The sequence below is a fragment of the Rhodococcus sp. YH3-3 genome (assembly GCF_001653035.1).
Classification (GTDB): Bacteria; Actinomycetota; Actinomycetes; order Mycobacteriales; family Mycobacteriaceae; genus Rhodococcus_F; species Rhodococcus_F qingshengii.
Window position 1 is genome coordinate 1546782 of record NZ_BCWH01000001.1, and the last position, 18253, is coordinate 1565034.

The 18253-nt window shown below is 64.5% G+C and carries 12 protein-coding genes and 2 pseudogenes; 6 read left to right on the forward strand and 8 right to left on the reverse strand.

What is annotated here, in order from left to right:
• Window positions 1-160: pseudogene (locus YH3_RS36625) on the forward strand (polysaccharide biosynthesis protein); the annotation flags it as partial.
• On the opposite strand, the gene YH3_RS07160 reads toward YH3_RS36625, so the two are convergent.
• On the reverse strand, window positions 141-1097 hold the full coding sequence (locus YH3_RS07160) for an ABC transporter substrate-binding protein (RefSeq protein WP_064443180.1): 957 nt from the start codon (window positions 1095-1097) through the stop codon (window positions 141-143). The pseudogene YH3_RS36625 and the gene YH3_RS07160 sit on opposite strands and share 20 nt — an antisense overlap.
• Before the next feature lie 169 nt (window positions 1098-1266).
• Window positions 1267-2400 (reverse strand): DUF3068 domain-containing protein, encoded by a 1134-nt coding sequence (locus YH3_RS07165; protein WP_064443181.1) that lies wholly within the window; start codon window positions 2398-2400, stop codon window positions 1267-1269.
• Window positions 2401-2616: 216 nt separating this feature from the next.
• Here YH3_RS07165 and YH3_RS34860 point away from each other — a divergent pair.
• Window positions 2617-3666: pseudogene (locus tag YH3_RS34860) on the forward strand (acyltransferase family protein); the annotation flags it as partial.
• 23 nt (window positions 3667-3689) lie between these two features.
• On the opposite strand, the gene YH3_RS37270 reads toward YH3_RS34860, so the two are convergent.
• The 4 genes from YH3_RS37270 to YH3_RS07180 form a co-directional block, all read right to left on the reverse strand.
• Window positions 3690-8024, reverse strand: coding sequence for an alpha-(1->3)-arabinofuranosyltransferase (locus tag YH3_RS37270; protein ID WP_064443182.1), 4335 nt, complete (start codon window positions 8022-8024; stop codon window positions 3690-3692).
• 43 nt (window positions 8025-8067) lie between these two features.
• Complete coding sequence (locus YH3_RS34865) at window positions 8068-8241, reverse strand: DUF2613 domain-containing protein (RefSeq protein WP_003945488.1); 174 nt, start codon at window positions 8239-8241, stop codon at window positions 8068-8070.
• Between the two features lie 129 nt (window positions 8242-8370).
• Window positions 8371-9459, reverse strand: a complete 1089-nt coding sequence (locus YH3_RS07175) for an isochorismate synthase MenF (RefSeq protein WP_064111908.1) — start codon at window positions 9457-9459, stop codon at window positions 8371-8373.
• Between the two features lie 45 nt (window positions 9460-9504).
• Complete coding sequence (locus YH3_RS07180; RefSeq protein ID WP_058039142.1) at window positions 9505-9972, reverse strand: universal stress protein; 468 nt, start codon at window positions 9970-9972, stop codon at window positions 9505-9507.
• 101 nt (window positions 9973-10073) lie between these two features.
• Between YH3_RS07180 and YH3_RS07185 the strand changes: the two genes are divergently transcribed.
• Both YH3_RS07185 and YH3_RS07190 read left to right on the forward strand, forming a co-directional pair.
• On the forward strand, window positions 10074-11252 hold the full coding sequence (locus YH3_RS07185; protein ID WP_058039141.1) for a glycoside hydrolase family 3 N-terminal domain-containing protein: 1179 nt from the start codon (window positions 10074-10076) through the stop codon (window positions 11250-11252).
• Window positions 11253-11324: 72 nt separating this feature from the next.
• On the forward strand, window positions 11325-11924 hold the full coding sequence (locus tag YH3_RS07190; protein ID WP_003945885.1) for a TetR/AcrR family transcriptional regulator: 600 nt from the start codon (window positions 11325-11327) through the stop codon (window positions 11922-11924).
• Between the two features lie 115 nt (window positions 11925-12039).
• Here the strand turns inward: YH3_RS07190 and YH3_RS07195 are convergent, their stop codons facing one another.
• A complete protein-coding gene (locus YH3_RS07195; RefSeq protein ID WP_371594756.1) occupies window positions 12040-12906 on the reverse strand; it encodes a MaoC/PaaZ C-terminal domain-containing protein in 867 nt (288 codons plus the stop codon).
• Window positions 12903-14249 (reverse strand): 3-oxoacyl-ACP reductase, encoded by a 1347-nt coding sequence (locus YH3_RS07200; RefSeq protein WP_003945596.1) that lies wholly within the window; start codon window positions 14247-14249, stop codon window positions 12903-12905. The genes YH3_RS07195 and YH3_RS07200 overlap by 4 nt, the downstream gene beginning before the upstream one ends.
• Window positions 14250-14379: 130 nt before the next feature.
• Here YH3_RS07200 and YH3_RS07205 point away from each other — a divergent pair, with 130 nt between their 5' ends.
• Window positions 14380-15735, forward strand: coding sequence for an acetyl-CoA C-acetyltransferase (locus YH3_RS07205; protein ID WP_003945465.1), 1356 nt, complete (start codon window positions 14380-14382; stop codon window positions 15733-15735).
• 294 nt (window positions 15736-16029) lie between these two features.
• Window positions 16030-18252, forward strand: coding sequence for a VanW family protein (locus YH3_RS07210; RefSeq protein ID WP_042452579.1), 2223 nt, complete (start codon window positions 16030-16032; stop codon window positions 18250-18252).
• Window position 18253 lies beyond the last annotated feature (1 nt).

Genomic DNA, 18253 nt, shown 5'->3' on the forward strand with positions numbered 1-18253 from the left:
GACGGTGATGCTGGTGTGGGCGAAGACGCCGGGAGAGTTGATCGGCGTCGCCGTGGTGGTTGCGTCGACGACGGCGTTGGCGGTGTCCGTCGCCGCAGTGCGAAGTGCCGACCGCGCCGGGCCGGCACCTCGCGGCTCTGTCAGTTCTCCAGACGCGTGAACAGATCGTCGAAGTAGTCGAGCGTACGCATCGCGGTGTAGACGGATCCGTAGTTGATGTTCCCACCCGTGTAGACGACGTTGTCGCCTTGTACTGCGCGGATACGGTTCCACATCGCGCGGTCGTCGCTGACGGGATCCACGCCGGGCGCGGTGGTGACGATCATTCCGTCGGCCGAGTCGAGGGAAGTCACCAGGTTTTCGGTAGAGATCTCCTTCTGTCCCTCGACCGGCCACTGGAGCTGGACGCCGAGGTCTTCGGCCACCTGCGTGGAGATGCCCTTTCGGTTGACGCCGTTGACCTTCTGATTCACGTAGTTCAGCAGCACGATCCGCTTGCTCGCCAAGCTCGGGGCGTGGCGTTCCTTCAATCCGGCTGCCTTGTCCTCGTACGCTCCGATGACCTGACGGACGTCGGGGTTCTCGGTGCGATTCAGCCAACTCGCCAGCTGATCGATGTTCTCGCGCCACGGACGCGTGAAGTCCATCGGAAGCACAGGCGCTGTCTGGCTCAACTGCTGTAGCGGCCACATGTCGGAGGCCTCACCGATGTCGGTGCAGATGATCAGGTCCGGTTCCAGCGCGAGAATTGCCTCGACGTTGACCGGTGCCTCGAACACCTGTGCCGTGGGATCGGCCGGAACCCACGGCTCGGCGGCGTCGAAGCTGTACGCGATGACCGGCAGGCCCATTGCAACGGCTGGTTCGAGGTCGAGTCTGGAGTCGATGGCGACGACGCGCTTCGGGGTGACCGGAATGTCGTAGGTTCCGAGCGAGGTCGTGACCGTGCGCATCCCGGCCGAATCGCCCTCGGTACCGGCGGACCTCGCGCAACCGGCGGCGAACAGCCCGGAGAATGCAGCCGTGCCGACAACAAATCTCCGACGTGTCAGATCGCTGACACAGATGTGCGAACCCAGAACTGTTGATGCGGGCATGTGGCTCCTCGTGTTCGGGGTGGTCTGGACTTCCAGAAAACGCTAAGCCCGCGACCACGCGGAGGGAACGACCCGTTGCGCCAATCCGTACGCCGATCCGGCAACAAAGCCCCGAAACGCAGCAGAGCGCCCCTTCCGTGTGGAAGGGGCGCTCTGCTTACTGTCTGAATCAGTCCTTGCGCAGATCCGGACGCGGGATCACCTGAGTGTCGTCCGAGGTCCAGTCGTGCTCACCCGGAGCCGGCTCGGGCGAGCCCTGGCCGCTGGGATTCTGGTTCGTTCCGCCGTGTGCAGCGCGGGCCGGAGTTCCGCCCTTGCCGCCGCGAATACCGAGGAAGATACCGGCGATCAGCGCGATGACGCCGAGCACACCTGCCACGATCGGGACTGTGCGGCCGAACAGCGAGAGCTTGTCCATGCCGTCACGTGCCTGCTGGACCTGGTACTCGATGGTTGCTTCGTCGAAGGGCAGCGTGACCTTGAGAACCTCGACGTCGACCGAGTCCTTGTTGCGTCCGTAGTACTGGTGCAACTGCTCCTGGCCCTTGACGACGACGCCGGTCTTGGGCTCGACCCACAGGTCACGGACGTTGGTGTACCAACGCGTCATCGTGATCGGAGTAGCGCCACCGGGAACGCCCCAGGTGTCGGCGGGCAGGCTCAGCTTGTTGGTGGGGGAGTTGACGACCTTCGACAGGTCGACGGGATCGATCGTCTGCTGGAAGTGGTACACCTTCAGACCGTTGATCTCGGTCTCTTCGACGAAGTCGATGTCCTTCGTGGCGCGAGCGTTCAGGTCGAAGTAGGGGTAGCTCTTCTGTTCCGTGTTGAACGGGAACTTGTACTGCAGACCGTCGCGGGAAACTTCTTCGGCGGGCTGGTCGCTGGACGTCTGGACGGTTCCGACGGGATCGTTGGTCGGCATCGAGCTGACGCGATCGAGCGTGACGCGGTCCAGGGTTGCGGTCAGCAGTCCGGTGTCACCCTGCTTGTCGGTACGACGGACGGTCTGGCCGGCTTCGACGGTGATGATGTCGGCGTCGGACGGGTCCTGCGTGGTGACGTAGCGCTGAGCGACGATCGGCACGTTGTTGTCGACCTGCGCCTTACCGGCGAGGAGGGCCGCCGAGTTGAGGACGCTACCGGTGCCTGTGGCGACGGTGGTCACCTCGAGGTCGAGTGGCGTCTTCTCCAGCTTGCCTACCGTGTAGGTAGGAATGAGGATGGCGATGGCCAAAAGGAAGGCACCGAGGCCCACCAGAATGCAAGGAAGTATCCGGCTCGGCCCTGAGCGTTCCGCCATGCTGTGACTCCTAACCCGTTAAGTCTTTCGAGGTTCCCCAACCGGCACAATATGAGCTGCGCAGATCGCATGGGGCCCCCGATGGACACCATGTGTGGCAGAACACTAACAGTCCACCGGCCCGGTTTGTCGCATGAGGGCATGAATTGGCCAGGCATTTTGTTGTGAGTCCCTGGTGGTTTCCCTCAATCGGCCTGGGGTGCACACTTATCCGTGATGATCAGTTCCACGAATTCCCCTCAGACGGTCCCGCCACAGGCTCGGGGCTTCGTTCCGGCTTTGGACGGTATGCGTGGATTGGCCGCGCTCGGCGTCCTCGTCACCCATGTCGCGTTCCAAACCGGTGAAGCGCAGTCCGGCGCGATCGGGCGCGCGTTCGGTCGACTCGATCTCGCCGTAGCGGTGTTCTTTGCCTTGTCCGGATTTCTCCTGTGGCGCCCCCACGCGGCAAAGGCCCGCGGAATCGGGCAGCCGCAGTCGACCGTCCGGTACTGGATCTCCCGCGCGACGCGCATTCTGCCGGCGTACTGGGTGGCAGTGGTCCTGATCCTGCTGTTCCTGCCCGGTGCCGGCGGGGGCTACCAAGTGTGGTTGGCGAATCTCGGGTTGGCGCAGGTCTTCGTGCCGTTGACACTCACCGAGGGCCTCACGCAGATGTGGAGCCTGTCGGTCGAGGTGGCGTTCTATGTTCTGCTGCCGCTGTTCGCGTATCTGATGGTGCGACTACGCGGAAACTCGGCCCGGTTCCGGCTACCGCTTCTGCTCGGGGTGTCGGTGTTGGCGCTGACGTGGGCTTTCATTCCGATCCCGACTCCGGACGCCATTCACCACGACAACTGGCTACCGGGCTACCTGCCGTGGTTCGGCGCAGGCATGGTGCTGGCCGAGTTGGCCGTGGGCCCGTCGACGTGGATGCATCGCCTCGCGCACCGGCGGGTGCTCCTGACTTTTGTTGCGTTTGTGGCCTTCGTTCTCTCGTGCACCGATCTGGCCGGGCCCGAAGGTCTGGTGCGGCCTGAGCCGTGGCAGTACGCGATCAAGATTGCACTCGGTGCGATCATCAGCTTCTCGTTGATCGCTCCACTGGTTCTGCGCGATCAATCGCAGCATCGATTCCTGGCGAGCCCGCTGGCGCTGGCAATCGGACGCTGGTCCTACGGCCTGTTCATCTGGCACCTGGCCGTACTGAACGCTGTGTTCCCCGTGTTCGGCATAGTTCCGTTCTCGGGCAGCTTCTTCTACGTCCTGGCGCTGACGGTCGTCCTGAGCGTCGCTGTGGCCTCGGCCAGTTACGCCTTGGTGGAGGAACCGGCGCGCGTCGCGGTGACGCGCTGGGAGAAGCGCCGCCATATCGGTGAACCGGCAAAGGGCAACGCGGCCAACCCGGTCACGACCAAGGCCACCAACATCGAGAACTGAATCGCGAACGAGTCGCCCACATAGCCGCCCGGTGCTCGCCACGGTCCGGTCGAGAGCAGCGTGATGCCGATCATCGCGGCCACGCCGGCGGTGCCGACGAGAATGCGTGCGGTCCGAGCCGGGCCGAAGATTCGCAGCGCGGCAAGTCCGAGGATCGAGCACACAACTGCGATCGCCGCTCCCACTCCGCCGCCGATGACGGTGGCCGCCGCGAGCACGCCCACCCATCCTGCCGCGACGCTGCGCCACGGACGGGGTGGTGTGAGGGACTTGGGCTCTCGGCGCGTAGGGACAAGTGCCGCGAACAGCAGCGGGATCAGCAACACGAGCCCGCCGAATATGCCGAGGCGGTACCAACGGTCGCTGGGGAAGTCGATGGTGACGGTTCCCGCGGTGCCTGCCGGCACGATCCAGCCCTGCTGCCAACCGTTCACGACCACCGGCGTCAGCTCGGAACCGTCCGGCGCCGTGGCGATCCAACCGATGCTGGTGCTCTCGGGATTGACGATCAGCTGATCGGTGGACGAGTTCGTGACGGTGAGTTCCCGGTGATTCGCCGTCCACGAGGTCGATTCGAGCGGTGTATTCCGTTGCGCGGCTGAAGGACCGACCGCCGTCAGATCGAGGTTGTCGACCGAGAATGCCGGGCCTGGTTCGACGACCACTTCGGGCTGGCCCGCCGGCAACGTCGCCGACGCGTCCAGACCGCACACACGTGCCTCGACGGGTGCGCCGGTCCGGAGTTGCGTCGCCGTCGCCGTGATCGAGGTGGGGAATTGCTGTCCGGCAACCGAAATGGTCGGACCGTCGCCACAGGTGACGGTGACGGTGCGGTTGTCGAATGAGTCCGAGCCCTGCACTCCCGAACCGGCGATCGGGGTTCCGTCGGCACCGATGACGCCGACCTCGGCGAGGCCGGTGGGCTGCGCCTGGGCGAAGCCGAGCGCCGTCTGATCGAGGACCGGTTCCCAATCGGTGATGCTCAGGACGATCTTGTCGGTGACGAAGGGGGAGAGGGTAATTCGACTGGTTCGAGGCGTGTCGTCCGAGGGTTCGGGCAGCTCTCGCACCTGCGGCCCGTTGCCGAGATTCACCGCGACGCTGGTGGGCAGCGACGGCAGAGTGCCAAGTCCCCGGGTGATGTCCAGGCCGGTGACCAGGGTGGGCTCGGGAAGATTGAGAGTCAGCGTCGGTTTCGGGCCGCCAGGTTCGGTGGTGCTCTGCGGCGCCGACCACGTGGTGCGTGCGTCGCCGTCGGTGGCAGCGAAGGCAGATCCGCGTGTGTCGCCGATGTCGCTCGAACCCGAAGCCGTGATTCGGCCTGGGACGGAAAGCAGATCTTCGAGGGCGTTGCCCTGACGCGCTCGGACAGTCAGTGTCGGTGTAACGACTGTGTTTTCGGGCACCGTGAGTGTGCGCTGGAAACGGCTCGGCTCTTCGGGTATCGCCATGAATGCATTGCTGCACCGCACGCGGTCGGTCGAGTCCGCGCACGCGTTGCGACCGGGGAACTCCTGGCTCAGATTCCAGGCGTTCACGGATGCGCCCGTCGGCGTATTCGGCAGGACCGTGTCGAAACGGATCGGTACGGTCTTCGGTGCGCTGCGATCGGAGAAGTCTTCGACGGAGAGTTCGCTGATGCCGAACTGTGTTCCAGGCGATCCGTTTTCGGTGTGAGTCGCTGTGATGCGTACCCACGGAGTGGTGCCGCCCGGGATCGAGACGGTGATGGGCTCACCGGGACGCTCCACCTTCACCGCTGTGCTGCCGTTCGGTGTCGAGACCTCGAGCCATTTGACGGGAGCTCCGATTGCCGCGGCACTGGTGGTCAGATGAAGCAACCCACTGGAAATCGGTGTGTCGAAGTCGATCTGCAACCACTGGCCCAGTGCGCGCTCGATGCCGTTGCTGAACCAGCCGGTGGCGGGATCGCCGTCGACCGTCGACGCGGGACTGCTCGACGGTGAAGTGCCGCCCAGCTGGGTGGCATCCGAGGCGGCGCTGGAGACGGTGATCGAAGCTCCGCTCCAACGGCCTTCCACGAGAGGCGTGTTCGCAACCGGGTAGTCGGGCACCAGATTGTAGGTACGACGAGCGTCGTCGGGGGTGCGCAGGGCGGAACTGTGGTTGTCGACCTGACCGAAATCGGTTTCCCGATCGCGCGGTGTGTCGGTGACGGTGACCGAATCGACGGGCAGTCCAGCAGCTTCGGCGTCGGCGGCAAGAATCATCGGCCCGGTCTCCGGAACCAGCCCGCTTTCGTGAAGTCGCACAGACGATTCCGGCCCACCTTGTACACGCGGAACCTGGTTCAGGTCGACGGAGTACGGGCCGCTGACCGCCGGGGTGCCGTCGGGCGGGGTGACCTCGAAGATCTCGATGGCTGGGTAACCGGGACGCAGATCGCTGTCCGCGACCAGCCCTTCGATCGGTTCGGGGCTGTCGTCTTCACCGAAGTGGGCGACTCGCTTGATCCCCGGCGAGCCTTCGACCGCCTGGTGCACGAGTATCGGCCTGGCCGAGCGCGACGTTTCGCCGTCGAGGTCGTTGCGCATCACCAGGTAGTGGATGCCCTGCCCCAGCAAGGTCTGTGCGAGGCCGTCCGACGGACGTCCGTCGGCGATGAGACGTTGCACCGAATCGAGCGCTCGGATGGCGCCGGGAGGGGTCAGCGGGACCGAGTCACGCACCGCCCACGGTGTACTCGCCAACGCCTGAAGCGGTTCGTCACGCGTCAGACCCCACACCTGGCTGCCGAAGGGCGCTCCCGGGACGACCAGGGCACGTTCGGCTTCCGACCCGGGGGAGGTGTTGTCCTCGAGCCACTGCGCCGCCTCGTTCCAGTACGAGGGGACGTCCGGATACGCACCGCGGGGAGCGAGCTTTCCCGTCCAGGCCAAGGCGGTCGAGAGGGTGAGGGCAACGAGGATCAGGCTGGTCAGTGCGACCATCGGTTCGCGCTCGGGATGGGCGAACGCGCGGCGCCATCGGGCGAGTGGAACCGATCCCGGCAGTGGCACTTTGGCCAGCAGGTGTGCGAGTCCGAGCACCAGCGGCAGACGGACCAACGGCTCGAGCTTGTGGACGTTGCGCAGCGGCGCGCCTGCCGAGTCGAGGAACAGGCGCACCGACTCCGACACCGGCGAGCTGAGTTCACCCACGTAACCCGCGGCCAGGCCGGTGATACCGACGAACAGGATGAGCGTCAGCCGGCCGCGAGCAGGCATGGACCGCATGCAGAGCCCGGCGAGGCCGGCGGCGGCAACCAGGCCGGTGGCGACGACTGCTGCGGGTTGGGTGACCAGGACGGCGCCGGCAATGCGTTCGGGGGAGACGAACGGGGTCCAACTGTCCGTGCCGCGAAGTATCTCGGCGAGCGATGCCCACTGAGTGGTGACACCGGCGGACTCGATGTAGTCGAGAAACGGTGGGCTGATCTTGCCGAGCAGAAGTAGCGGCACGATCCACCAGAGGGTGCCGAGAGCGACGAACAGCGCCCACCACGCGGTGAACGTCAGCCATGTTCGGTTGGGTTTGTGCGAGAGCCACCAGATGATCGCGACCAGGCAGGCCGCGGCGGTGGCGACGGCGTTGATCGAACCCATGAGTGCGACGGCAAGTGCGGATTGTGCGGCCAACCGCCTCAACCCCCGTGAGTGGTCAGGGAGTCCAGGGACTCCTTTTCCACGCACAGGGCCGAAGGCCAAAACCACCGGCAACAACACCCACGGCGCCAACATCATCGGAAGGGTTTCCGAGGAAATCGAACCGAGCGTGGTCAGCACGCGGGGAGAAAGAACAAAGGCAACCGCTGCGATCACGCGCGAACTACGGCTGCCGATGCCGAGAGCCTCGGCAACTCGGATGATGCCCCAGAAACCTGCGATCAGAAGCAGCGCCCACCAGATGCGCTGGGTGACCCACGGCGGAACGTTCGCCAACTCGCCGAGCGCGAAGAACGGCCCGTGCGGAAAGAAATATCCGTAGGCCTGGTTTTGAACCTGGCCGAGCGGGGCCTGACTACTCCACTGATGCGAGGCGCGTTCGAGAAAACCGAACGGATTCTGCGTCAGGTCGTACTTGGTGTCAGCGGTGATCAGACCCGGCGATTGCAGAAAAGTGAGAAGAAACGCTACGACGGAGGCGCCGAACAGCCACCGCTTCGACAGGGGCTCTGCCGACGGGGCGGTGTCTACCGAAGACACCGCTGCGTCGGCGGAAGAACGGGAACTCGCGAGGCCTGCGCTCTCAGCGGCTGCCGTACTCAACCTGGTTCAGCACGGAAGAATCTGCGTTTCCGCTGCGGTCGATCTCGGGACGAGTGTTGTCCGACGCGGCGGCCGTGACACCGAAGATGACGCCGGCACCCAGAACGGCACCGATGACAGCGCTGGCCACACCGGGGACAAGGAACTTCGTCATCGCGGATCTCCCAATTGGTCGTTAGTCGGTCGTTCGCGGTCGGACGGACTTACCGGCCCGTACGAACTGCTCGGGTCAAGGTATCACCCGCACTCGAGAATCCGGACGATTACCCTCGTGACGTGCTGGTCAGTCGAGGGTTTCGGCGCCAAGCGCGGTCAACAGAGTGCGCAGTTTCGTGGACGTCTCGTCGAGTTCGTCCTGCGGATCCGATTCGGCGACAATTCCACCACCCGCGCTGGCCCAGGCGTTGCGGCCGTCTGCACTGATCTCGGCGCAGCGGATGGCAACCACCCAATCGCCGTCACCGGCCTCGTCGCACCATCCCACGGCGCCGCCGTAGAAACGGCGCGGCTCCTCGGTCTCGCGGATGACTTTCAGTGCCGCGTCAGTGGGTGTTCCGCACAGCGCGGGCGTCGGATGCAGCGCGATGGCGAGGTCGAGCGCAGTAGTGTCGTTTCGCAGTGTGCCGCGGATCGGGCTGGCCAAGTGCCAGACCTCGTGAGTATTGGTCAGTTCGGGACTTGGCGGCACCGACAGATCACTGCACATCGGTTGCAGGACCTCGCGGATCCACGACGTCACGAAGGCGTGCTCGGCCAGATTCTTCGTCGAATGCAGAAGGCTTTCGCCTGCCTCGCGGTCTTGATCGGCGTCGGCGGATCGCTTGGTGGTCCCGGCCAACGGGCGACACGTCACGACGCGCCCGCGTCGACTGACCAATACTTCGGGCGTCGCGCCGATCAGGCTGTGGCCCTCGAATTCGGCTCCCGCAGCAGAGAGGTCGACGGCAAAGGTGTTGGCGACGGGATTGAGCGCCGCCATGCGTGCGGCGAGCGCGGTTGGGGAGATCGGGGTCTGCGTGCGAAGTTCCACAGTGCGAGCCGCGACAACCTTGTCGATCTCTCCACTGCGGAGGCGTCCGATCAACTTTTCCACTCGACGAAGATGCTCCGACGACGACGGGATCTCCCGGTCAACCCGGGTCGTGGGCAGGGCCTGGGGATCGCGCGGTTGCCACGGCCGCGACGCGATCGTCGCCTCGGCAGGTTCGTACAACGCCGTTGCGGCAGCCGGGTCGAAGGGGAGCGCTCCGACGATCAGCTTTGTCGTACCTGCCGACAGAGCGTGGGTGGCCGCGTCGGAGCTGTCGAAGCTGCGTTGTACGCCGCGGGTGACCACGCTGTGATCGGGGCGCGAGAGAACAAAACCGTCCATGGTGCTTTCGACACTAGTCGGCCACGGATCAGGAATGCGCGAAGGTCACTTCCCCGGAGGGACGATCAACACCGGCCGATGACTGTGACGCAGAACATGATCCGCGACGCTGCTCTGCAGTAGCGACCGCAAACCCGTGGTGCCGCGGGTGCCGGTCACGATGATGTCGACGTCCAATTCGTCTGCGGTTTCGACGATTGCAGACCAGATCGCGGATCGGCACTCGGCGCTTCTACCTTCGACGGTCAGGCCTGCGGCCTCGGCCAGTGCGACGCCCTCGGCGAGGGTGACTTTGGCGTCGGTGTACGCGATGTCCTCGACGTCGTCGTCGGGAACCCACTCCGGTTGCATCACCCCGGACAGGCCGGACATGCGAGCGGCCTGGCGAACCATGGGCTCCCAGGCAGTGACGAGAACAGCACGATTGGCGGAGAGGAAACGCCCCGCATAGTCGACTGCACGCTTGGCGTTGTCGGAACCGTCGTACGCGATGAGCATCAGACCTTGTGGCATCACGACCTCCTCGTCAGCGGGGGAATCGGTTCTCTTCCAGGCTACCGTCCCGATGTGCCCGTGAGGGAGTGTATGGGTACCGGGTCCGTTACGGTCGAGGTATGCGGATCAAGTTTCTGAAGGCTGCAACGACCATTGCATTGTGCGGAGGGTTGGTTGCGGGATGCTCGGGCGAAAACGGGACCGCCGATCCGGTTTCGAGCGCCCCGACCAGCACCAGCACCGAGATCACGTCGACGCCTGCGGCATCGAGCTCCGCACCCGTCGCCGCATCGTGCGGTAGCGACCTTCTGGCTTCGCTGTCCCTGCGTCAGAAACTTGCCCAGCTGCTCAACGTCGGCGTCACCGGGACCGACGACGCATTGTCGATAGTCCAGAACGAGGAGATCGGCGGCATCTTCGTCGGAAGTTGGACCGATCAGTCGATGCTCACCAATCGTGAAGTGCCGCAGGTTGCTTCGGCGTCGAAGTTGCCGTTGATGGTGACGATCGACGAAGAAGGTGGACGGGTTTCGCGCGTCGCGGACATCCTCGGGCCCGATCCGTCGGCCAGGGAAACGGCGCAGACCATGACAGTGGAACAGACGTACCAGATGGCACTCGAGCGTGGACGCGGTTTGAAGGATCTCGGGATCACCGTCAACTACGCCCCCGACGTCGACGTCAGCAGCCAACCCGACGACTCCGTGATCGGGGACCGCTCGTACTCCGACGACCCCCAGACCGTGGTTGCCTACGCCGGTGCGTACGCGCAGGGCATGCGCGATGCCGGAATCTTCCCGGTGATCAAGCACTTTCCCGGGCATGGCAGCGCGTCGGGTGACTCGCACCGGGGTGAGGTGACAACGCCGCCGCTACAGGATCTGATCGCGTCGGACCTGATTCCCTTCCGCGAGCTGTCGGGAACCGGAGTCGGCGTCATGATGGGTCACCTCGAGGTTCCCGGTCTGACCGAGCCCGGTACCCCGGCCAGCATCAGCCCCGCAGCCGTTGCGTTGCTTCGCGACGGAGTGGGTTACGGCGCAGCGCCGTTCACCGGCCCGGTATTCACCGACGACCTCAGCGGAATGCAGGCGATCACCGACCGATACGATATTGCCGACGCGGTTCAGGCTGCGCTGGTGGCTGGAGTCGATCAGGCATTGTGGCTGACAACCGACGACGTTCCGCGGGTTCTCGATCATCTCGAGCAGGCCGTCGCGTCGGGTGAGCTTCCGCAGACGCGGGTCGATCAGGCCGTGGTCACAGTTGCCGCTGCCAAAGGTGCCGTGACCTGCTGAGTCGAAGTCAGGATTCGACGCGCAATCTTACCGTAGAGTAAGATCGACATTTACCCTGTGGTTGGAGGAAGCATGGCCGGCGGTACCAAGCGACTGCCACGCGCAGTGCGTGAGCAGCAGATGCTCGACGCGGCTGTGGACGTGTTCTCCGACAGGGGGTTTCACGAAACTTCGATGGACACCATCGCAGCCAAGGCCGAGATCTCGAAGCCGATGCTGTACCTGTACTACGGCTCGAAGGAAGAGTTGTTTGCCGCGTGCATCCATCGCGAAGGGCTCCGCTTCCTCGAGGCCCTCGCCCCGGCCGGCGCGCCGAACCTGACTCCGCGTGAACAATTGCGCGCCGCTCTCGAGGGCTTCCTCGGGTTCGTGGGCGCAAACCGCAAGTCGTGGATGGTGCTCTACCGTCAGGCCGTCGGGCAGCAGGCTTTTGCGGGAACCGTGCAGTCCAGCCGCGATCGGTTGATCGAGTTGACCGCGCATCTGCTCGAGTCCAGCACCAAGGATCCTGATGCCGCGCACGATTACGGGATCATCGCCATCGCGCTCGTCGGCGCAGGTGAGGCGGTAGCGGACCGGGTTGCGGGTGGGGAAATCGAAGTGGATGCCGCAGCGGATCTACTCGAATCCCTCGCGTGGCGCGGTCTGTCGGGCAAGAAGAAGTCCGAATAGCCCCCAGTCACATCGCGTGAACGTATCGCTCCCCCTGTTGAACAGGGGGAGCGATACGTTCACACTGTCGGGGCGGGGTCGGAAACGCACCAGCCCAACCCAGTTCAGTCCTAGGTCAGCGCAGCGTCGCAGTGACGTGCGGGTAACCCTTCTTCGGGTGACGCAGCGACAGATCCCAGCCGTCGTCGGTGCGATCAGCGTAGGCATTCAGCGTCGCCGGTAGCAGAATCGGCTTGCCGAAACGCACGCTGTAGGTGACCTTGTCCGCGACGGACCCCTCGACGGTCCGCAGAACTGCCGCGGCACTCCACATTCCGTGAGCAATGGTCTTCGGGAAACCGAAAGCCTTCGCGCCCAGAGACGAGACGTGAATCGGATTACGGTCGCCGGAGACGGCGGCGTACTTGCTGATCGTGGTCTGGTCGACGCGGATGGTGCTCATCGGCATCGGGGGGACCTCGTCGGCCTTGGGCTCCGGACCGGGCTGGCCGGACAGGGAGGTCTTCTGCTGGTTCAGGAAGCTCGAGGTCTGTCGCCAGACCAGTTCCCGTCCCACCCGAATTTCGGTGATCACGTCGATCAGCAGGCCCTTGCGGTGCTCACGCAGGTTCTCGGCATGCACCGAGAGGTCCAGCGGTTCGCTGACGGAGATGGGCCGCAGCGATTCGATGACGTTCTCGGCGTGAACGGAGCCGACGGCGGCGAAGGGGAAGTCCTTCGACACCATCAGCTTCATCACGGTCGGGAAGGCCAAGGTGAAGGGGTAGGTGATCGGCAAAGTGTCGCCGAACCGCAGTCCGGTCACGCGGCAGTACGCCGCCAGATTGTCGGTGTCGACCTTCAATCCGGTGAGGGTGAAGGTCTGCTGTGGCACCGAGCGTGAGTTGGACTTGTTCCACGGCAACAATCCCAGTACCGCGCGGGAGTAGATGTCGAGGGTCTTCGGCTGCTCGGTGAGCGCGACGGTCCTTGTTGCCATCATGCGCCCAGGAGGCTCTGGCCGCAGACGCGAACGACCTGTCCCGTAACGGCATTGGAGGCCGGGCTGGCGAAGTATGCGACGGTCTCGGCGACGTCGACGGTCTCGCCGCCCTGCAGGAGCGAGCTCATGCGGCGGCCGGCTTCGCGGGTGGCGAAGGGGATGGCTGCGGTCATGGCGGTCTCGATGAAGCCCGGTGCGACGGCGTTGATGGTGATGTTCTTCTTCGCCAGGACGGGAGCTTCGGCGTGTACGAGGCCGATGACGCCGGCCTTGGAGGTGCCGTAGTTGGTCTGGCCGCGGTTGCCCGCGATGCCGGCGATGGAGGAGACGTCGACGACGCGGCCGCCTTCCTTGAGGGCGCCCTTCTCGACGAGGTGCTCGGTGATCTTCTGCGGTGCAAGAAGATTGACGTTCATGACCATGTTCCAGCGGCCCTCGTCCATGTTGGCGAGGGTCTTGTCGCGGGTGATGCCGGCGTTGTGGACGATGATGTCCGCTCCACCGTGACGCTCGAGGAGGTGAGCTGCGAGGACCTCGGCTGCGTCGGCTGCTGTGACGTCGAGGGCGAGGGACGTGCCGCCGACCTTGTTCGCGGTCTCGGACAGCGCTTCGCCGGCGGCCGGGATGTCAGCGCAGACGACGTGCGCGCCGTCGCGGGCCAGGACCTCGGCGATGGTGGCGCCGATACCGCGGGCTGCGCCGGTGACGACGGCAACCTTGCCTTCGAGTGGCTTGTCCCAGCTTGCGGGCGCGACGGAATCTTCAGCGCCGACGACGATGACCTGGCCGTCGACGAAGGCGGACTTTGCCGAAAGGAGAAAGCGCAGAGTCGATTCCACGCCGGAGAGTCCGGTGGATGCCTTGGGGGAGACGTAGACCAGCTGAGCGGTGGAGCCGCGCTTGATCTCCTTGCCGACGCTGCGGGTGAAGCCTTCCAGAGCGCGCTGCGCGACATGCTCGTCGACGCTCGACGTTTCTTCCGGCGTCGTGCCGAGAACGACGACGCGAGCCGACGGTGCGAGGTTGCGGATCACGGGCTGGAAGAACTCGAACAGCTGCTCGAGCTCGCTGACCTGAGTGATTCCGGTGGCGTCGAACACGAGTCCACCGAAGCTGCTGTCGTGTGCCTGAGCCGCCGGGTAGTCGGAGAGCAGTACGCGAAGTGGTTCTGCGAGCCGACCCTTGCCGCCGATGAGGACAGGTCCGGCGAGTGCGGGTTCCCCTGCTTTGTAGCGACGCAGGTTCTCGGGCCTGGGCAGGCCGGCCTTCGACGCGATGAATGCGCCGGGGGCGGACGAGAGGAACTGTGAATAGAGGTCGGGAGCTCCCTTGCTGGCTGCCACGGTCCTACCTTCTGTTGTGTTTCGGGTTGTCTCTCACCGGGCAATCGAAAGAATGCGGCGATAGACAAGTAACTTACTACTGAGTAAGAATAGTCTTCAACAGGTAATCGCACCATCCTTGGAGACGCAAGTGACAAGCAAAGCCCGTTCAAATGCAAAGCCCGCCGCACCGCGCACTGCACCGGCCGCAGCCGCTGCAAATTCTGCAGGTCAGCGCCGTCCGGTTGCGATCGTCGGCGGAAATCGCATTCCGTTCGCACGCTCGGACAAGGCGTACGCACAGGCGTCCAACCAGGACATGTTCACTGCGACGCTCGACGGTCTGGTGAGCCGATTCAATCTGCAGGGCGAGAAGCTCGGCATGGTCGTCGGCGGTGCGGTGCTCAAGCACAGCCGTGATTTCAATCTCATTCGCGAGTCCGTTCTCGGCAGCGCGCTGAGCCCGTACACGTCGGCGTACGACCTTCAGCAGGCGTGTGGCACGGGACTGCAGTCGATCATCGCCGTCGGCGACGCCATTTCGGCCGGCCGCATCGATTCGGGCATCGGCGGCGGCACGGACACCACGTCCGACGCCCCGATCGGCGTCAACGATCAGGCGCGCGAGTTCCTGCTCTCCCTCAATCGCGCGAAGTCCACGGGCGACCGCATCAAGCTGCTCGGCAACGTCCGTGCGGGCATGCTCGGCCTGGAAATTCCGCGCAACGGCGAGCCTCGCACCGGCAAGTCGATGGGTGACCACGCTGCGATCACCGCCAAGGAATTCGGCATCAAGCGCGAGGACCAGGACGAACTTGCCGCTGCCAGCCACAAGAACATGGCAGCTGCCTACGACCGCGGTTTCTTCGACGACCTCGTCACCCCGTTCCTCGGCCTGACCCGCGACGACAACCTCCGTCCCGGTTCGACCGTCGAGAAGCTGTCGACGCTCAAGCCCGTCTTCGGTACCAAGCTCGGCGACGCGACGATGACGGCAGGCAACTCGACGCCGCTCACCGACGGCGCTTCTGCAGTGCTCCTCTCCACCGACGAGTGGGCAGCCGAACGCAATCTTCCGGTTCTGGCGCACCTCGTCGATTCCGAAACCGCTGCCGTCGACTACGTCCACGGCAAAGACGGGTTGCTCATGGCTCCTACGTACGCGATCCCGCGTTTGCTGGCCCGCAACGGTCTGACCTTGCAGGACTTCGATTACTACGAGATCCACGAAGCCTTCGCTTCGGTGGTTCTGGCAACCCTGCAGGCCTTCGAGTCGGACGAGTACTGCAAGGAACGCCTCGGCCTCGACGGCGCATTGGGATCGATCGACCGAAGCAAGCTCAATGTCAACGGATCGTCCTTGGCTGCAGGTCACCCGTTCGCGGCAACCGGCGGACGTATTGTGGCTTCCCTCGCAAAGATGCTCGCGGAGAAGGGTTCGGGCCGCGGCCTGATCTCGATCTGTGCGGCCGGTGGCCAGGGTGTCACGGCGATCATCGAGCGGTAACCGCTCCACAATCTCCCCATGCGACTGAAAACTGCGCTCACCTGCAGTGATCGTCGCGAGGGGATGCGTAATCGGGGATCCGGCCACGAGGGGTGGCCGGATCCCCGAACTCTTTGCAAACTTTTTCGCGCAGGCGTGTAACGCTGCAGAATAGCTACCGATATTCATGACAGCCCCGTGTTGCTGCCTGACCCCCGACCTGGCAGCAGCGCGGGGCTCTCGTATGTCCGGATATCCTGTATTGAGTTGTCGGTGAGCGCCGCAGCGACGGTTGATGCAGCGAGGAGCCAACAGGTGAGTGACGAAGAGGGTCCGTCCGTCGAGAAGACGAACAGCGAGGACTCGTCCCTCCCGGAACAGGAACTCGAGTCGGTCGAGGAACCTCAGGCGGTCGAAGAGACCGAGTCGGTCGAGGAACCCCAGTCGGTCGAGGAACCCGAGGCCCCTGAGGACACTGAGGCCGTTGTCGAGGCTGAATCAGTAGAACCTGAACCAGCCGAAGCACCAAGGCCTGTCGACGAAGAAGCAAGCGATTCCACGGAAGCGACAGTCGACGAATCGGCAAACGAGGTCACCACCGTCATCCCTGTCGTCCCCGCGGAGGACGCACCGCCGACGGAAGTAGTCAACTCGGCTCCGGCGACAGAAGCCATCGACGAGCAGACAGAGCAGTTCGAGCCCCCGGCAGTGGTGGTTCCCCCGAAGCCGCCGCGTCCCGAGTTCGTGCAGCAGTACGACACCCAGCAACTCGAACCCATCCAGCAGCAGTACGAGCCTGTTGTCCGAGAACCAGAGGTAGTTGCACCCCCGGCGCCGCAACAACCGGTGGCGCCCGCTTCGCAGTCTTCCCGCAAGTGGGTCAAACCGGCGATAGCAGTCGGCGCCATCTTTGCCGTCGCAGCGATTGCCTACGGAGTGGACATCTTCACCTCGTCCGGGAAGACACCACGCGGCACTCAGGTCGCCGGGGTGGACATCGGTGATCTCACGCCCGCCGACGCGGAAGCCACGCTGCGCGCCCAACTCGGCCCGAGGCTCGTCGAACCGGTAGCGGTACATGCAGGCGGCGTCGACTCCGAGATCGTTCCCGCGTCTGCGGGTGTGGACGTCGACTGGTCGGCGACGCTGTCGGGCGTGAACGCTCAGCCCATCAACCCGATCACCCGCATCACGTCGTTCTTCGGCTCCCGCGAGGTGCCCGTGGTGTCGGCAATCGACCAGGGTGCGTTGGATGCGTCGATGGCGCAGCTCGCGGCGAACAGCGATCGTGCGCCCGTCGAAGGTGCAGTCGTGTTCGAGAACGGGAAGGCGACTGGTGTTTCGCCCGCTGCCGGTCAGGCGCTCGAAACGCAGCAGGCGGGTTCGACCTTCGCCGCTGAATGGTCCGATGGTGGCGTCGTCGATCTTCCGGTCGACGAGGTTCCGGTGACGGTCACTCAGGCCGGTGTCGATCGTGCGCTGCAGGAGATCGCTATTCCAGCTGTCTCGGGTGACGTAGTGGTCAACGGCCGTGACGGCAAGGTCGCGACACTCGGCGTCGATCAGATCGGCGAGGTTCTGACCTTCACACCCGACGGCTCGGGTGGGCTGACTCCGCAGTACAACACGGATGCTGCGATCAAGATTCTGACTCCGCAGTTGGCGTCGACGGAAGTACAACCCAAGGACGCGTCGTTCACCTTCGCCGGTGGCAAACCGTCGGTTGTGCCCGGTGTCGTCGGTGATCTGATCAACTGGCCGGACACGGTCAAGGAACTTCCGGTTCTGTTGGGCAGCACGGCTTCTCGGGCAACGCCCGCCGTTTACGGACCGGTCCCGCCGGCGTTGACCACCGAAGCCGCGGAGGCCCTCGGCATCAACGAGGTGATCGGCGAATTCACTACCGGTGGTTTCGAATACGCGTCTGGTGTGAACATCGGCCTGGCCGCGTCGGAGATCGACGGGGCCGTGATCAAGCCCGGTGACACGTTCTCGCTCAACGAGTACACGGGCCCGCGCGGTGCGGCGCAGGGATACATCGAGTCGGGGATCATCAACAACGGTCGCCCGGACAAGGCTGTCGGCGGCGGTATCAGCCAGCTCGCGACGACGCTCTACAACGCGACGTATTTCGCAGGTATGGAGGACGTCGCGCACACCGAGCACAGTTACTACATCTCGCGGTACCCCGAGGCTCGTGAGGCGACCATCTTCGATGGTGCGATCGACCTGCAGTTCCGTAATCCGGCGAAGACCGGCGTGATGATCGAGACGATTGCGACGTCGTCGAACATCACAGTTCGGATCTGGGGAACCAAAACCGTCGATGTCACGTCGACGACCGGCCCGCGTACGTCGCCGACGTCGCCGAACACCGTGACGTTGCCGGAGGGGCCTGGTTGTGTGGCTTCGAGCGGTGCACCCGGGTTCACGGTCAGCGACACTCGCGTGATCACCGACCACGCGAGTGGCGCCGAGATTTCCTCGAACACCCGAACCGTCAAGTACGACCCGGTGCCGATCGTGAAGTGCGAGTAGG